At 48.0% G+C, this 16,251-nt stretch carries 12 protein-coding genes; 9 read left to right on the top strand and 3 right to left on the bottom strand.

Going from position 1 to position 16,251, the window contains the following annotated elements; all coding sequences use genetic code 11:
- Positions 1-25 precede the first annotated feature (25 nt).
- The 9 genes from Q0090_RS03160 (at position 26) to Q0090_RS03200 (ending at position 10,558) form a co-directional block, all read left to right on the top strand.
- Entirely contained in the window at positions 26-706 is a 681-nt protein-coding gene (locus Q0090_RS03160) for a YggS family pyridoxal phosphate-dependent enzyme (protein WP_297947372.1), read from the top strand.
- Positions 707-763: 57 nt separating this feature from the next.
- Positions 764-1,741, top strand: coding sequence for a dihydroorotate dehydrogenase-like protein (locus Q0090_RS03165; RefSeq protein WP_297947373.1), 978 nt, complete (start codon positions 764-766; stop codon positions 1,739-1,741).
- 179 nt (positions 1,742-1,920) lie between these two features.
- Positions 1,921-2,889, top strand: a complete 969-nt coding sequence (locus tag Q0090_RS03170; RefSeq protein WP_297947375.1) for a DUF5106 domain-containing protein — start codon at positions 1,921-1,923, stop codon at positions 2,887-2,889.
- Between the two features lie 228 nt (positions 2,890-3,117).
- Positions 3,118-4,332, top strand: a complete 1,215-nt coding sequence (locus tag Q0090_RS03175) for an OmpA family protein (RefSeq protein WP_297947377.1) — start codon at positions 3,118-3,120, stop codon at positions 4,330-4,332.
- A gap of 34 nt (positions 4,333-4,366) precedes the next feature.
- A complete protein-coding gene (locus Q0090_RS03180) occupies positions 4,367-5,575 on the top strand; it encodes an OmpA family protein (RefSeq protein WP_297947379.1) in 1,209 nt (402 codons plus the stop codon).
- A gap of 402 nt (positions 5,576-5,977) precedes the next feature.
- Positions 5,978-7,042, top strand: coding sequence for a hypothetical protein (locus Q0090_RS03185; RefSeq protein ID WP_297947381.1), 1,065 nt, complete (start codon positions 5,978-5,980; stop codon positions 7,040-7,042).
- A gap of 15 nt (positions 7,043-7,057) precedes the next feature.
- The gene (locus tag Q0090_RS03190; protein WP_297947383.1) at positions 7,058-8,005 is read left to right on the top strand and encodes a hypothetical protein; all 948 of its coding nucleotides are present in this window, start codon (positions 7,058-7,060) and stop codon (positions 8,003-8,005) included.
- A gap of 11 nt (positions 8,006-8,016) precedes the next feature.
- Positions 8,017-9,231 carry a hypothetical protein gene (locus Q0090_RS03195; protein WP_297947385.1) on the top strand — a complete coding sequence of 405 codons (1,215 nt, stop codon included), beginning with the start codon at positions 8,017-8,019 and terminating at the stop codon, positions 9,229-9,231.
- 46 nt (positions 9,232-9,277) lie between these two features.
- Positions 9,278-10,558 carry a hypothetical protein gene (locus Q0090_RS03200; RefSeq protein ID WP_297947387.1) on the top strand — a complete coding sequence of 427 codons (1,281 nt, stop codon included), beginning with the start codon at positions 9,278-9,280 and terminating at the stop codon, positions 10,556-10,558.
- A gap of 72 nt (positions 10,559-10,630) precedes the next feature.
- On the opposite strand, the gene Q0090_RS03205 is transcribed toward Q0090_RS03200, so the two are convergent.
- From Q0090_RS03205 to Q0090_RS03215, 3 genes are all read right to left on the bottom strand, one after another.
- A complete protein-coding gene (locus Q0090_RS03205) occupies positions 10,631-10,831 on the bottom strand; it encodes a FeoB-associated Cys-rich membrane protein (RefSeq protein WP_297947389.1) in 201 nt (66 codons plus the stop codon).
- Between the two features lie 38 nt (positions 10,832-10,869).
- Entirely contained in the window at positions 10,870-13,395 is a 2,526-nt protein-coding gene (gene feoB, locus Q0090_RS03210; RefSeq protein WP_297947391.1) for a ferrous iron transport protein B, read from the bottom strand.
- Positions 13,396-13,607: 212 nt separating this feature from the next.
- On the bottom strand, positions 13,608-16,193 hold the full coding sequence (locus Q0090_RS03215) for a TonB-dependent receptor (RefSeq protein WP_297947393.1): 2,586 nt from the start codon (positions 16,191-16,193) through the stop codon (positions 13,608-13,610).
- Positions 16,194-16,251 lie beyond the last annotated feature (58 nt).

Below are 16,251 nucleotides of genomic sequence, written 5' to 3' on the forward strand. Positions count from 1 at the left end.
TCACATCCCCTTATCCCCTCTCTTAATGGCAACAATTCAAGAACGGCTCGATCAGATTCGCCCGCAGATCCCTAGTAATGCAACTCTCGTGGTTGTCTCTAAGTATCATACGGTGGAGGAGATACAGGAGGCTTACGACGCCGGAGTACGTGACTTTGGCGAGAATCGTGTGCAGGAGCTGGTGAGTAAGGTGGATAAGTTGCCCGAGGATATTCGATGGCATCTTATTGGTTCATTGCAACGGAATAAGGTTAAGTATATAGCTCCGTTCATTACTTCCATACAAAGTATAGAGTCTCTTGCTCTGTATGATGAGGTAGAGCGACGAGCCGCTCAGCACAATCGTACGATAGATTGCCTTGTGGAAGTCTTTGTGGCGCAGGAGGAAACCAAAAGCGGAGTTCCCTACGATGAGGTGGAGTCGTTCTTTGAGGCTCTACTAGAGCGGCAGGCCGAGGGAAATACGCATATTCGCCTGCGAGGCTTGATGGGTATGGCTACCCATACCGATAGCGAAGCTGAGATCCGAGCCGAATTCGCCAAGTTGCGAGCGCTTTTTTGTCGCCTAAAAGAGGGGCTGATGAGTCAATTCCCCTGGTTTGATACCCTCTCTATGGGAATGAGTGAAGACTGGTCCATTGCCCTCAGCGAGGGGAGCAATATGGTGCGTATTGGTACTGCAATTATGGGGCCAAGAGCCTATTAAGAGCCCCTATTAAGCTATAAATACAGAGAAGAAATAATTTTAGAAAGAGACGAAGATATGTTAGACTTAACTTCAAACTATGCGGGTATTGTTTTGCGCAACCCCATTGTAGTAGGTAGTTCAGGGCTTACGAATAGTGCCCAGAAGATAGAAAAACTAGTAGCTGCCGGTGCTGGTGCCGTTGTGCTCAAGTCCCTCTTTGAGGAGCAAATAGATGCTCTCTCAAACTCTATGACGAGTGAATCGGATTATCCAGAGGCTGCTGACTACATTTCCGGCTACGTAAAAGCCAATGAAATCAATAAGTATCTTGATTTCGTTCGCGATGTGAAGGGCCGTGTGAATGTGCCCGTTATCGCAAGTATCAACTGCTATAAAGCCGGCGATTGGACGAACTATGCAAAGCAAATTGCAGAGACCGGAGTAGACGCTCTAGAGGTAAATATTATGCGCCTCGAGGGTAAGGTGTCGGCAGATGCTACTCAGTTGGTAAATGACTATGTATCTATCGTAAAAGGTATTACAAGTGCGGTTAAGATCCCCGTACAGGTGAAGTTGGCAAAGACTTTCTCTTGCCTTCCCGCATTGGTAGACAAGCTCCGCCTTGTAGGGGCAGCCGGCGTTACGCTCTTCAACCGCTCTTACCAAATGGACATTGACATCGAAAACGAACGTATGTCGGGCGGCGAAGTCTTCACCACAGCTGCAGATATCTCAGATACCCTCCGCTATACGGGCCTCATCGCAGGTCAGATTGCCAACTTCCCTGTGTCTGCATCTACAGGTATCCACACCAGCGAAGGTGTGATTAAGGCCCTTCTTGCAGGAGCTTCTTCTGTACAGATGTGCTCAGCTCTCTATAAGAATGGAGCTCAATACATCCAAGAAGTGCTCGCCGGTCTTACAGCATGGATGGAGCGTAAGCAGTATCATGCTGTGCGCGAATTCCGCGGAAAGCTCAAGGCCGATCAGGGTGCCGATGCAACGCAATACACGCGTATGCAGTTTATGAAGTACTTCACAACGCACGAGTAATTACAATACTCTAGAAGAGACAGAGACGAGAGGGGCGCTCCAGAAAGAGAATGCTTTGCTTTCGTCTCTCTGTCTTCCTAAGAGAGGATGGTTGCCTCGCTCTTCGGGGGACCCAACTCTTTGGATCAAGAGATGTGCGGTGTTGTTTAAGAAAGACTCTCCCTATAAAACGAATAGATATGAATAGACGTCGTCTTATACAGATGCTGTTGTTAGGATGCTTGTCCACGATAGCTCTTTCGTCGTTTGCGAGCTGCCAAAGAAACAAAAGTGGGCACACGATAGAACAAGACTCTGTGGAACGAGTGGATACTTCTGACGTTGCTCCCGCTTTTCCCTTGCCAGCCATCCCTATGACTATCCAGAATGTGGATGATCGAGCTGCTTACTTCGTTGCCCACTTTTGGGATGAATGCGATTTCAATGACCCTGAACTCGCACAGCACCCTACACGACTTGAGCAGTCTTTGGCGAACTTCCTTGGTATTGCCTCTCGCCTCCCTCTTGACGAGGTGAAGAAACCATTGCTTCAGCCGCTAGAGACCTCCCGAGGAGAGCTCTTTTCCCTATTTATTGATCTCTATGAGAAGTATCTCTTTGAGCCAAATTCTCCATTTTTCAACGAGGATCTTTACTACCCCATCGTAGAGTGGATAACCCATTCTCCTAAGGCATCTCTCGCTCAACTTGAGCGTGCAAAGCATCGTCTCCTCCTAATGGCACGTAATAAGGTGGGTACGCCCGCCGAGCAGTTCTCGTTTATCCAGCCGGGAGGCGAGGTGGGGAGACTCAGTGATATGAGGGGAAAGCCTACCTTGTTGTTCTTTTATTCGCCCGGCTGCCAGAGTTGTAAACGTGCGCTTGAGGAACTTCAACAGGATGCTTTCTTCTCAAATAAGGTGCAGGCAAACCGGCTCAATATCCTATTTATAGATGCCGAGACAGATCCGGACGAATGGGCGAGAACCCTTGACGAACTCCCCTCTTTTGGTGTCAAGGGGTTCAATAGTGACGGTAGAATTGTGAATGTTCCCCTCTACGATTTGAAGGCAAGTCCCACACTTTTGTTATTAGATGCCAAGGGAATCGTACTCCTCAAAGATCGTTCTCTTGGGGAAATTCGGGAGAGCCTTGGGGAGCTTCTCTAGAGATTTTTGATGCTCAAAGTGTGTATTATTAATAGGAAAGTGCTACTTTTGCAGTTAAGAATGGCGATTCGGCTTGCACAAAAGTGTGAGAATAGAAGTCGAAATGGTTGCTTGCCAGATAGTTTGGTGTTGCTTGTTTCGGATCTTTTCTTATCTTTGTGCAAGAGTATAGTATAGAGTTGACAAAAGAAGAACTAAGAAAATGCTAACAATTTGAATAGTAAAATTATGAAGGTAAAGTACTTACTGCTCTCTTTGATGGGAGCTATGGCACTCTCAGCAAGTGCCCAGACTACGGCGCCGGAAAAACAACTTCCTGCCCGTAAGACAGCTTTTGACCGCTCTGGGGGGCACTGGTTTATCACCTTGCAAGGTGGTGTTAGTGCACAATTCCTAGAAGGAAACGAATCTCAAGACATCGTAAAGCGTCTTCACGTTATGCCTACCCTTTCGATCGGTAAGTGGCATAACCCTTATTTCGGAACCCGCTTGCAACTTATGGCAGGTCCTACGCCTACGTATTACAAAGACGCTACCGGTAATGTTGTAACCAACAATACTGCAATGGCTGGTGCCTTCTTTGATTTTATGTTTGACGTAGTAAACTATTACTCTAAGTACAACGCTAAGCGTGTATTCCACCTCGTTCCTTTTGCAGGGGTAGGGTACAACTTTAAGTACTACAACGACTTTAACCTTAAGGACTTCTCTAGCATCTTCTCTATGAGCGCTCCTTATCGTCATTCTGCAGCCGCTAATGCCGGTGTTCAGATGGCTTTCCGTCTTGGCAAGCGTGTAGATTTCGTGCTTGAAGCTCAAGCTATCTACAACAACCTCAACATCGTAAAGAAGGATTTCGACTATGCAGACGCTAGCGCAACTTACATGCCTGCCACTGTAGCTGATGCTTACAATGGTCTTCTTGGTGTAGTAACTGCAGGTCTTAACTTCAACCTTGGTAAGGTAGAATGGGAACCCGTTACTCCTATGGATATGGATCTCATCAACGACCTCAACAGCCAAATCAACAGCCTTCGTGCAGAAAATGCAGAGCTTGCAAAGCGTCCTGTTTCTTGCCCCGAATGCCCCGAAGTTGTTGTCGCTGCTCCTGAAATAAAGGTTGTTGCTGGACTCAGCGAAAAGGCTATCACCTTCAAGTTCGACTCTGATAAGCTAACTCCTAATCAGGAAATCGTACTTTACGAAATCGCTAAGTTCGTAAAGGAAAACAATCAACCCATCGCTGTAATCGGTTTCGCTGACGTAACAGGTAACGCAGATTACAACCTCGCTCTCTCTGAACGTCGTGCTAAGGCCGTTGCTAACATCCTTACGTCACAGTATGGTGTTCCTTCGGACATGATCAATGTAGAATGGCAGGGTGAGACTGAACAGTTCGATGCTCGTGCTTGGAACCGCGTAGTTATTGTTCGTTCAAAGTAATAGAATCACTAACCAGAAATTTAGAAGAATAGATATGAAAGCTAAAGTTTTAATGCTCGCCCTCATGGGTAGCTTCGCACTCTCTATTGGTGCACAAGCTCAGCAGGAAGTAGCAACTCCCAATAAATCTGGTCACAAGACTGTCTTCAATCGTGATAGAGGTTGTGACCACTGGTTCCTCGAAATTCAGGGTGGTGTTGGGATGCTTCCTTTCGGTGAAGCCAACAATAAGGCTGAACTCAAAGATCGCATTTACCCCATCGCTCAGCTTGGTCTAGGCCAATGGCATGAACCTTGGTTCGCTACTCGTGTACAGATCGGTGGCTGGAACATGAAGGGTTTTGCTATAGATCCTGCAACTGGTGCAAACCAAGCTTACAACAACCTCTTTGGTGTAGCCCACTACGACTTCATGTTTGATCTCGTAAACTACTTTGCAAAGTACAACGCCAAGCGTGTATTCCACATCGTTCCTTACGTAGGTCTCGGTGCAGGTTACAAGCATCACACTACTACTGGTGGCGCTTTTGCTGATGTTTTCGATGCTAACAAGCGTGTCAAGGATGCTACAACTAACGACTTCGGTGGCCTAGTAGATGCCGGTATCATCTTCAAGTTCCGTCTTGGTCGTCGTGTAGACCTCAACCTCGAAGCACAAATGGTAGCAACAAAGACTGGCATGATCGGTACTTCTTGGACGAAGCAAGGTGCTGACCTTATGGCTTTCGCTACTGCAGGTCTTGGTTTCAACCTTGGTAAGCCCGAGTGGGATGTTCTTACTCCCATGGATTGGGGTCTTGTAAACGATCTCAATGGTCAGATCAACAACCTCCGTGCAGAAAATGCAGAGCTCTCTAAGCGTCCTGCTTACTGCCCCGAATGCCCCGAAGTTCAACCTGCTCAAACTACTACAGAAGTAAAGACTGTTGTAAGCAACGTTGTTTACTTCCGCATTGCTAGCGCTAAGATTGATCAGAACCAGTACATCAATATCTACAACACTGCTAAGTACGCTCTTGATAACAATAGCAAGATCTACATCGTAGGTTATGCTGACGAGGGTACAGGTACATCAAACGGTAACATGGCTATCTCTGAACGTCGTGCTAAGGCTGTTGCTAAGGCTCTTGTTGAAAAGTATGGCGTATCTGAAGATATGATCGAAGTTGACTTCAAGGGTGACACTGTACAACCTTATGAAACCAACGAGTGGAACCGTGTAGTTATCATGACTGCTGAGTAAAACTCCTTGATAGATTATTCTATCATCACCTAATTATAGGGTGCGTCTCAAGTAGGCGCACCCTTTTTTCTTATCTCTTCTACCTTAGTGAATAAAAAATTCTACCTTTGTAGCGAAGTAATTTTTTCGCCTCATACTAGGCGTGTACTCTGTGTCAAAAAGCCCTCTCGTGGGGAGGAAATGGCAGATGTATCGTGTGATGTGCACTAATAAAGGAAGAGGATTCTACTATCAAGGCTACTCTCTATTAAGATAGTGAATGGCTTGCCTCCTAGAGGTTTTATTCCCCCTTGGCAAGGATGTCTCCCTTGATGGGGCGGGAAGTAGCGCAGAGGTTCATTTTATATTCTCATGCGCTCGAAAAGAATCTCCTTCACAGACAAAAATTAATTAGCAAATAAAATGAATTCAAAAGGACTTCTCAAACTCTTTTCGCTTCTTGCTTTTGTTGCTTTTGCGGCTGTTAGCTGCTGGGCTACGGCAGAGTCGTTACACCTTTTGTTACCTAATTGGCCTTCCGTTTTATGTTGGATTGTTACCATCGGATTCTATGTAGTAGCGTCTTATGGTACCAAGATGATTGTGGATAGTTTGAACCAGTCTGTATATGTAGAGAAGCGTAGAGCAAAGTTTGTGGGGGGGATTTTATTGGCACTCTTTTTCTGGATTGTGTGTAGTTTCCCCACCAATACTCACACCTTCTTTTATCGCAGCGCTATTGTGGACGTGGTGATAGACGACATTGCTACTACCCGTACCTATCTGCAAAATCTTGCGAGTGATGCCAAGGGCGAGACGGATGTAAAGAGGGTACAGGATAGTGTTAGTGCTATTGTCAATGCCCAGCTCATAGCTTTGGAGGGGGAGATTGATAATCTTGCCAACCCGGGTTTTGGAGATCGTGCAAAGTCGCATCTTGCCAAGATTGCCCAGACGCTGCAAGTGGCTCAGATCCCAACGCTTTCGTATACGGGCAGTACTCCCGGGCAGATTAAGAGCCTCAAGGAGCAGTATCGTAAGACCATTGTAGAAATGCTGGAGAGAAGAAAGATGGAGATTGCTCGCCAGATGACCAACGTACAAGCTCTTGAATATAAGTCGGAGGCTGAGGCGCGACTTCGGGAGCTGGAGACAATGTCCGCCAAAATTACGGATATGGCCAATGCCAAGAAGATTGACGAAGATCTCATCAATCAGACGGATATGGAGCTTAAGAAGTCCTATGCCACAATTAAGAACTATCAGCACTTTGTAGAGATAAAGCCTGAGGATCAGGAGCTGTATCTCTCAGAGCGTCCCGTGACAAAGACTTCTCGCATGCTTAGCGTCTTTGATGTTTGGAAAGACTTCTTAGAAGGTAAGTATGCAGGCCGTGGTATTATCTTCTGGGTGATACTCTCGCTTCTTGTCGATATTGCAGCCTTTATCTTTTTCGATCTTGCTTTCAAGAAAAGAGAATCCTTTTAATATCCCCTTCAGACTATGGCAAATATCAATTTTGATAATAATGAGGAGTTGCAATCTTCTGCCTCTGTGCAGCAGGAGGAGGTATCCATACAGGCTCCCTCGGTAGCGGAATATGCGCAGCCATCCTCTTACTCTTCTGAGTCGAATCTTGGGCTTAGCGAGATAGAGATAAACGATGCCAACAAGATAAATGTAACCATTGCCGATACGGAAGCTCCCCTGCTTATGTTGTTTGGTCCCCCTTCGTGCGGAAAAACGATGACGCTCATTCGTCTCACTCGTTACTTGCAGAAGAAGGGCTATACGGTTGCTCCCATCCCGAGTTTCCGCCCAAGTTACGATAAGAATTATCGGGAGTTGTGCGAGAATTTTAATGCCATGATCAATAGCTCTGATGCAGCTAAGGCTACAAGCAACGTGAGCTTTATGCTCGTTGAGGTGCTCAAGGAGGGACGGCGAGTTTGTCAGATCCTAGAGGCTCCCGGGGAGTATTATTTCAATCCGGAGAACCCCATGGCAGACTTCCCGGCCTACTTCAATAAGATCATCAATATGACAAGTCGCAAGATTTGGCTTTTCTTCTTGGAGCCCATTTGGAGAGAAGAGCAGGATCGAAGGAACTATGTCAAGCGTATAGAGATGGTTAAGAATAGAAGCCGTGCACATGATAAGGCGATTTTTGTTCTCAACAAGATTGATAAGACAAACTATGTAATTGCTCCGGGGCGAGTGCATCGTCAGCAGGCTCTGCAGCAGGTTAGTTTCCTTTATCCTAATCTATTTGTTCCATTCCGCAATACTAACCCCATAACCTCGTTCTTCCATCAGTATAATTTTGATTTTGTCACGATGCACACGGGCGACTATGTGGCGGCTGTTGATGGTACGCTCACCTTTCAGGAGGGACCCGAGGAGTATGTGGCAGAGTTTTGGAAGATTATTCAGCGTCATATTAGAGGATAGTAGAGAGCATTATGCAGTTTGAGATATTTGTACACGGTACCCCAAATGGCCAGCAGTTGCTGGGTAATTCTTCTGAAGTTTTTGGTCGGTTTGTTCAAACTTTTTACGCTGCAAATACTTCAGAGATAGCTGAAAAGCTACGAGTGGATAGGCTGACTATCGGAGAGAATAGTACCCTATTTTATTCCTTGGTGATAGCTCGTGGTGTTTTGGGCGATGATGGACGTGAGGGCGGCTATGTAGCGCTCTCTTTACAGCTCGATTCTCTGGCTCGTAATACAGCTCAGGTCTACGATCTACTCAAAGCTCTCTATCTTACCAAGGTGCTCGGGCGCATCGTTCGCACGAAAGAGGGAGGGAAAGTGCAGTTTGTCAGCTCTAAACTCTCTTCTGTGGGCGGGAATTACATCTCCGAATTAGAACAGTTTGTCGCTAATTACATCAAAGAAAATATCGGTCTTGCGGGCTTTGCCCCCATCCCTTCTGGCGAAAATAAGGGGACTCCTAGGGGAGGAGTCGCTCGGATCAATCGCTTAGATCTTGCAGAAAATCGTGTCGTAAGCCTTCTTTTACAGGGGAGTTCTATTGAGATTTCAGATGAATTTCCTTCGCAAGCACTGGCGAGTCAGGTAGAGGAGTTGTACCACAAATTAGAGGCGTCTGAGTCCGGAGCGAGTAGGAAGCTAGCCGAAATGCAAAAGGCCCATGAGCAGGCTACAGCTTCTGTAGAGCAGCAATGGCAGAGCAAAATAGACCAGCTTGCTCAAGAAAATGCTGCCGACAAGAAGAAGTCTCAAGAGCAGATACGTACTCTCACGGAGGAGAAGAATAGCCTTGCAAAACAGGTGGAGCAGATAAAGACAAAGCTCCAGGGCCAAGAGGTGCATGAGTATCTAGTTCATAACGAGTCTGACTTGAAGAGACTTGCTCAGGCTATCCTCTCTTTGTTTGGGCTTGGGCACTCTCAGCCATCTTCTGCAGCTGGTAGACAAGAGAAATCAACCTCTAAGGCTGCCTCTTTGGGCCGATGGATGCCTATTGCCAACTTAGTTTTAACCCTTATATGCGCCCTGTTGCTCACAGTGGTTTTGGTCTTTTTTCGTCCTAGTAAAGGCGATAATATGCCTACCCCTCTACCTATTCAACATGATACAATCTATTTGGAAAAACCGGCCATAGACTCTGCCGATCTCTCGGCTCACGATTCTGCTACACTCGTGCACTAGGGTGCTAGCTCCGCTTTTTTCATCCATGATCTAGACTTATACCCCAATGAATTGTTCTGTCTACCTCTTCTCCGGAGCTTCTGCACAGCACGATCAATATCCCAACGACTCGCTAGCACCGCTTTTTAAGCGGTTGGTTTCGCTTTGTACAGAGCCAAGGCAACTGGTAATATACCGAGAGGGCGAACTCGTCTTCTATGCCTATATCTGCCTTTTAGAGCCGACATCTAGGGAGTATTTTGGCTTTGCTTTACTTCTCAATGGGGAGCAAATCAAGGGGCAGTTTGGGCATCTTCTTGAGTTTTCGGAGGTCCAGATACAGCGCTTAGCCCTTGAGAAGACCTTGCTCACGCTCGATGATTATGGACGTCTCAGGCGTACGGACCTCTCCTTTCCATCCCAACCCGTTTTGCTAGATCGCCTGGTGCATCACCTGAGAGGGGCAGCTCTTTCCTTGCAGATGCCTATGGAGATGCTTCCGCCCACCGACTATAGTATTGAGGGGAGTAGCTATTCTTCTCTGCCTTGCTCCGCAGGCGATGACGCCATTCTCGCTGCTATGGCCAGAAGTGCAGTGGTGGCAGTGGTACGCAATGAGGGCTATCAGGATGCTTCCCTCAAGCAGTATAGTGAGCAGCTTCATCGGCTATCGACGGAGCGAGATACCGCTCGAGGTGAGCTTTTGACGCTAAAAAGTGAGTATGATAAGCTGTTGCGCCAGAAGAAACAGTATAAGAAGGTTTCCATTCTTACCCTCTGTATTGTCCTTTTGTGCCTTATTGGGGTGGGTGGATTCCTCGTCTTAGGGTACAATCTGCGCTTAGTGCAGCAAGATGCCAAGGAGCAATCTTCTCAGAATGAAATACTTGAGAAGAGAAACGAAAAACTGGCGCAGGATAACGAGGAGCTTGCCTATTCGTATCAAAAAGAACGGCAAGAGCATCGCGAAGCCCGCTCTCTACTCGAAGGCCTGGCGCAAGATATGCCGATTGTTATTAAGGGTATTGGCGTTACCACTACCAGCCACTCCTCCGAGAGACCCGGCGGATTTTCTCTGCAGGCGCCGGTAGATCATTATCTCTGGATCGCTATTGAGTACAAAGAATTGGAGGAGGCAACGATAGATCTAAGGTGCGAAGTGTATCGTGAGGAGGATCATTTCTTTATGGGATCTGTGCAGATCTCATTGCAAACCTTGCTGCTCGGGGAGGGGGTACGCACTGCGGTAAGCTCGCCCCTTGTAGGCGAATGGGTTGAGGGAGCCTATCGTGTTGAAGTCTCCAATGGGGAGAAATCGGTCTATTCTAAGACCTTCCGCCTTATTTAGTCCTACCTTTCTAGCCCCCCTTTTCGCTTCTCTTTGTTGATTGGGAGGCTTCTGTGGGCGGTGTTTGTAGGGCTAGGCCTCTTTGTCTTTGGCTTTCGTCTCTCTTTTGGGAGGGGTGGGGGTGTGACAGCATCCCGAGCACCCCGGGCAGGATGAAGAGCCCTTTTCATCACCTTCTTTGGGGCGTGCTGCAAAAATGCGCCATAGGAAGCGCAAGGTCGCAGCTACGGCAAGGGCTACAATAATGTACACAAGTATCAGTTGTATAGTCATACTCTTGAGAGTGTTTTATGCCCTTACTACAAATCCCTTTAGAACCCTAACCATGAGCCAATCTGGTAGACCAGAAACGAGGTTACCCATGCGAGGAGGCAGGTGTAGACCATTACAAAAAGACTCCATTTATAGCTCCCTGCCTCACGCCCTACCGCTGTTACTGTAGCGATACAGGGGAAGTATAGCAAAACAAATACCATGAAAGAGAGGGCGACAAGCGGGCTAAATGCTTGGGACCCATCGGGGCGAACCTCTTGCTTGATGCGCTCCGACAATTGTACCGAAGCCTCGTCGCTATCATCACTATTACCCGTATAGATAACTCCCATTGCACCTACTACTACCTCTTTGGCCGGTAGACCCGATAGGAGTGCGATACTCATCTTCCAATCGAAGCCTAGGGGAGCTAGTGCAGGCTCTATAGCCTTACCCATTTGCCCCAAGATAGAGCCCTCTTGTTGCTCGGTGTGCCCTACAAGACGGATTGAGTCAATGATCTCTTCTCTCTCTTTAGCGGAGTGAACTTCAGCATTGTTGAGTACTTCGGTAATGCGAGCTTCTGTGCGCTTTTCGACCTCAGCTCGCGGGAAGTATCCCAAAAACCAGATAATCACGGAGGCTACCAAGATGATGGTTCCCATCTTTTGTAGGTACTCTTTTGCCTTGTCCCAGACGTGGATAAGTACGGATTTGTAGGTGGGGATACGGTAGGGAGGTAGCTCCATTACAAATGGAATATCCTCTTGTTTGAAAAAGAGTTTGCGGAACAATCGTGCCAACAATACGGCAAGGATAATCCCCAATAGATACAATCCGAAGAAGACGATACCTGCATGGCGAGGGAAGAAGGCTCCGGCTAGGAGTACATATACCGGTAGGCGTGCATTGCAACTCATCAGAGGAGTTACCAAGATGGTGATGAGTCGGCTTTGTCGGCTCTCGATGGTGCGAGACGACATGATAGCCGGCACGTTACAGCCGAAGCCCATAATCAAGGGGATAAACGACTTTCCGTGCAGCCCCATCTTGTGCATCAGTTTGTCCATCATAAAGGCGGCACGCGCCATGTATCCCGTATCTTCCATTACCGAGATGAATAGGTAAAGGATCAGGATCTGTGGCAAGAATACAATAACGCCGCCTACACCGCTGATAATCCCCCCTACAATGAGGTCTTTGAGGGGGCCATCGCTGAGGAGGCTCGATACCCCATCACTGATATACTGCACAAGTGCCTCTATCCAACTTTGAGGGTAAGCCCCGAGGATAAAGGTGCACTCAAACATCAGGAAGATGAAAACGAGGAAGATGGGAAATCCTACGATAGGATTGATGAGCAAGCGGTCTATACGATCCGTTTTGGTGCGTACGATGCTTTTGTGTGGACGTAGGGTTTCGCGCAGGGCTCCGGCTATGTATCCGTAGCGTCTGTCGGTTATAAGGATCTCTGTATCCTGCTCTCCCAAACTTGCTTTCATCTTATCCAACTCGTAGCGAACGGCCGAGAGTATGAAGCCTCCCTTCTCGCCCAATTGAGCCATTGTTTGCTCTATTTCCGAGTCTTTCTCAAGGAGTTTAACGGCAATATAGCGGGCCGGGAGTTGCTTGGCCAGGGGGAGGTGATCCTCTATTTTTTGCGTGAGGCTCTCGATGGAGGGCTCTAGGATGGCTCCGTAGGGGATCTTGATATCCCGATCGGATGTGGAGGGGTTCTCTGCAAGAGCCACCACGGCATCAAACAGCTCTTTTACCCCACGAGCTACACGCCCAACGGTGGGCACCATAGGGATGTCGAAGAGTTGGGAGAGGAGGGGTATGTTGAGTTCACTTTTGCTTTGCTCGAACTCATCAAACATATTGAGGGCTACAACCATGGGGAGCTTCATCTCCTTAATCTGCATGGTTAGGTAGAGATTGCGCTCTAGGTTGCAGGTGTCTACTACGTCTATGACGATGTCCGGACGCGTCTCCGGGCTGGAGAGGAATTGGCGGATGTAGAGTTCTTCGGGGCTATAGGGCGATAGCGAATAGCTCCCGGGAAGGTCTACGATCTCAATGCGGTAGTCGCCGTGGTCGAAGTGCGCCTCTTTGGCATCCACGGTTACGCCGCTGTAATTGCCTACATGCTCATGGGCGCCACTGGCAAGGTTGAAAAGTGAGGTCTTGCCGCAGTTGGGGTTGCCCACAAGGGCCACTCGCAGTTTTTTGCGATGGGAGCCGGAGCGGGTAGAAGTGTGCGTCTGAGGGTCGTCATTTGTAGGTATTGGGTTGTCTTGACTTTCATCGGCTGAGGCTTCGAGTAGGGGCTCGCCCGCTGTTGCCTCTTCGGCTTCGGCCTCTACTAGCTCCACATCGATGAGGGAAGCATCCTGCCTTCTGAGTGAAACATTGTAGTCCATAATGCGGTAGTATACAGGGTCTTTTAGGGGAGCGTTCTGCACTACGGTTACACGCTTCCCCGTAATAAAGCCCATTTCGAGTATCCTTTTACGGAATGCTCCATGCCCTCCCACCTTCTGGATAAGGACCGTTTTTCCTGTTTCTACATCAGACAACTTCATAAAGCAAAGTTACCGCACAAATCGCAATATACTATCCTTCTTTCCTACCTACTAATGGGGATTTTTGAAGCTTTTCAGGTCGCTATTGGGGAGGAAAAAGCGTGAAAAAAGAACCCTTGCAGCACCACAATGGGAGTGTACTGCAAGGGTTCTTGGGATAGTTGTGGAGAGGCTTTTCTAGGAGTCTCTCTTTAGAGGATTTCTCTACATGCCTAGAAACTTAGTTTCATACCAAGGAAGGCCGAGCGAGGCATTGTGGGGCCGTATATATAGCCGGAGTCGCGATCAGCACCCTTGTCGTAGTCCGATTGCATGGCATTGAGTAGGTTGTTCATACCGGCATAGACCTGGAGACAGGTGTTGGAGAAGAAGTCGAAGTCGTAAGAGAGTTTGAAGCCCATATCGAAGAATGTGGGGGTCTTCTTGAGTTCATCTATACGTATTTCGGTATCTTTTTCTAGTCCACCGGCCACGAGATAGTTCTGCATGCCCTCTTCGTCAAAGCCCTGGGGATAGCCCGAGTTAGGCTGTTGGGTGCTACCATATTTGATAGCGTGGGGTACGTACATGGGGCCTGTAATAGTACCCGTGAGAGCTATATCGAAGTTTTTGACAGGGGTAATACCTAGCGTGAAGTAGCCATAAGCAGAGGGCGTTCTGGTGATGATGTCGCTCTCTTGCTTCTGATTTACGGCCTTAATGGGGTTGCCGAGGTCGTCCGTTGTGTCGAAGATGACAGGGAAACCATTGCTAAGGAAGTCTGCACGTTGTCCCCATTCTTCGGGCTTGTCGTAGCGATTCTGTGTAAGGGTAAGCCCACCTTGTAGCTGTAGGATGCTCCATGTTAGTTTCCCTTCTAGGTTGGCACCATACACAGTAGCTCCCTCTCCATTCTTGCGGTCGTACATCATGATACCATGCTCCACCTTATTAAGCTTTGTTACAAAGACGTCTTGTAGCTTGTTGTAGAATCCCTCAATAAGGAGGTTGGCTTTTACGGGGCCCCATTGTGCATAGAGGTCGGCACTCGCATTGATGGAGTGGCTGGTCTCCGGGCGGAGGTCGGGGATATTGTACACTTTTTGTACCTCGCCATTAACAACGCCTACGTGGAGGTCTTCGTCAAATACCTGAGGAGCACGGAATCCCTTAGCGTAGGAGAGACGGAAGTTTACGTTCTTAGTTGGGTTGTAACGCAGCGTAGCACGGGGGCTAAAGATAGGCTTGCCTACGGCCGAGTTTTCGTCAAGGCGAGCACCCAAGAGAATGCTAAACATATCATTTTTCCATTCAATTTGAGCGAGTTGACTCCAGTTGTTGATCTTCTGATCAATCTTTGGGAATAGCTCAATTAGGTTGCCTTTGCTGTCTTTTTCGGCGAGCCAATTGCGGAGGGGCATTACATCGCTGAGGTGATCGTAGACATACTCAGCCCCGATAAGTACCTGAGCCGGCATGAAGAGAAGGCGATCGAAGTCGTAGCTATACTGCAAGCCTCCCATATAGGTATTGCCCTTAGATACTCCAAAGTTGATACCATATTGTTCGGCGGGGATGGGGAATCCCAATTGACCTAGGGTGTTGCCCTTGTCGTCTTGGAGCTCTCCAATGCCTCCGTAATAGCTTTTTCGGTTTACGATTTGACCGGAGATGTAGGTAAGAAGGTGGTGTTTGTAGTCGCTAGAGAAGGCATCGAATTTGGCGTTGGAGCTGAAAATGCTGTGGTCTACGTGCTCCGAGATAGAAGCAACGTGGTCGGGCCAATCGATATGATCACCCCCGCGGCGGTATTCTTGTATCGTATGGAACTCGGCTGTTAGTTTGGTATAGTCTGTGGTACGGAGGAAGGCGCGAGTACCCAGAGAGCGGCTATTGAGGCGTCCTAGCTCACTATACCCATCGTTATTGGCATCCCATTCTTGGCGGTAGCGGGTTTGACCGAAGATCATGGCCCCTGCTTTATTGTCGTCGCTCACTAGGGAGGCATTCATGCTGATGTTGTTGTCGGGGTTTTTCATGCCCGTAAAGGTGAGGCTCTCTCCAAACGAAAAACTATTGCCCACCGGCTCTTTGGTGATGATATTAACCACACCGCCGATAGCTGAGGAGCCAAAGAGGGCAGAGCCCCCGCCTCGCACTACCTCTACACGGTCTATCATGTTGGTAGGGATTTGCTCAATACCATACACGCCGGCTAGGGCACTAAAGATAGGACGGCTATCGATAAGGATTTGGGTATAGCGCCCATCAAGTCCATTGATACGTACTTGGTTAAAACCGCAGTTTTGGCAGTTGTTTTCCACCCGTACCCCGGGTTGGAAGATAATGCCTTGTGCGAGGTTATTGGCATTGACACGGCTAAATACCTCTTCGCCCACTACATTTACAATCGTAGGTGCGAGGCGGCGCAGTGTGGCTTGGCGGTTGGCTGTTACCACTACCTCGTCAATATTCACGGCATCTTCGTAGGCTTCGAAGTTTACCTCTACTACCTTATTCTTTTCCACCACTACGGTTTTCTCTTGGCTTAGGTAGCCAACGCCGCGCATGATGAGGGTGATCGTACCCGGTCTTACGTTGCGTAGGAAATAGTGCCCCGTAGCATCGGTGCTCGTACCAAAGTTCGTGCCTTTGATTTGGATGGTGATACCCGGTATATGCTCTTTGGTTGTAGCGTCTACCACATGCCCTATAATATTGGCATCGGTAGGTACCGGACGTTTTTTCTCAGGGGGTGTTGCATTGACCCCGGCCACTGTTATCAATATACACAGTAGCGACATTGCGAATTTTCTCATTCTGCTATTTTCTGTGGTTTAATCTTTGTTGTTGATGCGAATTTGGTATGTACCAAAT

The sequence above is a fragment of the uncultured Porphyromonas sp. genome (assembly GCF_938023125.1).
In the GTDB taxonomy this organism is placed as follows: Bacteria; Bacteroidota; Bacteroidia; order Bacteroidales; family Porphyromonadaceae; genus Porphyromonas.

Excerpts from the sequence above, each read along its gene's own strand:
- Q0090_RS03195 (WP_297947385.1), top strand. The coding sequence starts at position 8,017 with ATGCAGTTTGAGATATTTGTACACGGTACCCCAAATGGCCAGCAGTTG.
- Q0090_RS03200 (WP_297947387.1), top strand. The coding sequence starts at position 9,278 with ATGAATTGTTCTGTCTACCTCTTCTCCGGAGCTTCTGCACAGCACGAT.
- Q0090_RS03215 (WP_297947393.1), bottom strand. The coding sequence starts at position 16,193 with ATGAGAAAATTCGCAATGTCGCTACTGTGTATATTGATAACAGTGGCC.
- Q0090_RS03175 (WP_297947377.1), top strand. The coding sequence starts at position 3,118 with ATGAAGGTAAAGTACTTACTGCTCTCTTTGATGGGAGCTATGGCACTC.
- Q0090_RS03185 (WP_297947381.1), top strand. The coding sequence starts at position 5,978 with ATGAATTCAAAAGGACTTCTCAAACTCTTTTCGCTTCTTGCTTTTGTT.
- Q0090_RS03160 (WP_297947372.1), top strand. The coding sequence starts at position 26 with ATGGCAACAATTCAAGAACGGCTCGATCAGATTCGCCCGCAGATCCCT.
- Q0090_RS03190 (WP_297947383.1), top strand. The coding sequence starts at position 7,058 with ATGGCAAATATCAATTTTGATAATAATGAGGAGTTGCAATCTTCTGCC.
- Q0090_RS03170 (WP_297947375.1), top strand. The coding sequence starts at position 1,921 with ATGAATAGACGTCGTCTTATACAGATGCTGTTGTTAGGATGCTTGTCC.
- Q0090_RS03165 (WP_297947373.1), top strand. The coding sequence starts at position 764 with ATGTTAGACTTAACTTCAAACTATGCGGGTATTGTTTTGCGCAACCCC.
- Q0090_RS03205 (WP_297947389.1), bottom strand. The coding sequence starts at position 10,831 with ATGACTATACAACTGATACTTGTGTACATTATTGTAGCCCTTGCCGTA.
- Q0090_RS03180 (WP_297947379.1), top strand. The coding sequence starts at position 4,367 with ATGAAAGCTAAAGTTTTAATGCTCGCCCTCATGGGTAGCTTCGCACTC.
- feoB (WP_297947391.1), bottom strand. The coding sequence starts at position 13,395 with ATGAAGTTGTCTGATGTAGAAACAGGAAAAACGGTCCTTATCCAGAAG.